Source organism: Kitasatospora sp. NPDC093550, assembly GCF_044764985.1.
In the GTDB taxonomy this organism is placed as follows: Bacteria; Actinomycetota; Actinomycetes; order Streptomycetales; family Streptomycetaceae; genus Kitasatospora.
The window spans coordinates 1-1,299 of record NZ_JBIWJF010000080.1; the positions used below are offsets into that span (position 1 = coordinate 1).

At 70.1% G+C, this 1,299-nt stretch carries 1 protein-coding gene; it reads left to right on the top strand.

From position 1 onward, the window contains the following. Positions 1-2 precede the first annotated feature (2 nt). Positions 3-1,299, top strand: a 1,297-nt coding sequence (locus ACIRD3_RS40525; protein ID WP_402227148.1) for an aldehyde dehydrogenase family protein, incomplete at its 3' end; no start/stop codon positions are given.

Here is a 1,299-nt window from a genome sequence, read left to right on the forward strand (position 1 = left end):
ACATCAACGGTGAGTTCGTCGACGCGGCCGACGGCCGCACCCTCGACATCGTCGACCCGACCACCGGCGAGGTGTACGCGACGTCGCCGCTGTCCGGTGCCGCGGACGTGGACGCCGCCATGGCCTCCGCCGCCGCCGCGTTCCCGATCTGGCGTGACGCCACCCCGAGCACCCGGCAGAAGCTGCTGCTCAAGATCGCCGACGCGGTCGAGGCCCGGGCCGACGAGATCGTCGACGCCGAGGTGCGCAACACCGGCAAGCCCCGTGGACTGACCCTCTCCGAGGAGATCGGCCCGATGGTGGACCAGATCCGCTTCTTCGCCGGCGCCGCCCGCCTGCTGGAGGGCAAGGCGGCCGGTGAGTACATGGACGGCATGACCTCGATCGTCCGCCGCGAGCCGGTCGGCGTCTGCGCCCAGGTCGCGCCGTGGAACTACCCGATGATGATGGCCGTCTGGAAGTTCGCCCCGGCCCTCGCCGCCGGCAACGCCGTGGTCCTGAAGCCCTCGGACACCACCCCGGCCTCCACCGTGCTGCTGGCCGAGATCATCGGCGGCATCCTCAAGGAGCTGGACCTGCCGGCCGGCGTCTTCAACGTCATCTGCGGCGACCGCGAGACCGGCAAGCTGATGGTCGAGCACAAGACCCCGGCGATGGCCTCCATCACCGGTTCGGTCCGGGCCGGCATCCAGGTCGCCGAGTCGGCCTCCAAGGACGTCAAGCGCGTCCACCTGGAGCTGGGCGGCAAGGCCCCGGTCGTGGTCTTCGAGGACGCCGACATCGCCGAGGCCGTCGAGGGCATCTCGGTGGCGGGCTACTTCAACGCCGGCCAGGACTGTACCGCCGCCACCCGCGTGCTGGTGCACGAGTCGATCCACGACGCCTTCGTCGAGGCGCTGGCCAAGGCCGCGGCCGAGACCAAGACCGGCGGCGTGGACGACGAGGACGTGCTGTACGGCCCGCTGAACAACGCCAACCAGCTGCAGCAGGTGGCCGGCTTCATCGACCGGCTGCCCGCCCACGCCAAGGTCGAGGCCGGTGGCCACCGGGTCGGCGACAAGGGCTACTTCTACGCCCCGACCGTGGTCTCCGGCCTGAACCAGGACGACGAGATCATCCAGAACGAGGTCTTCGGGCCGGTCATCACCGTGCAGAAGTTCACCGACGAGGACCAGGCCGTCGAGTACGCCAACGGCGTCGAGTACGCGCTGGCCTCCTCGGTGTGGACCAAGGACCACGCCCGCGCCATGCGGATGTCCCGCCGCCTGGACTTCGGCTGCGTCTGGATCAACACCCACA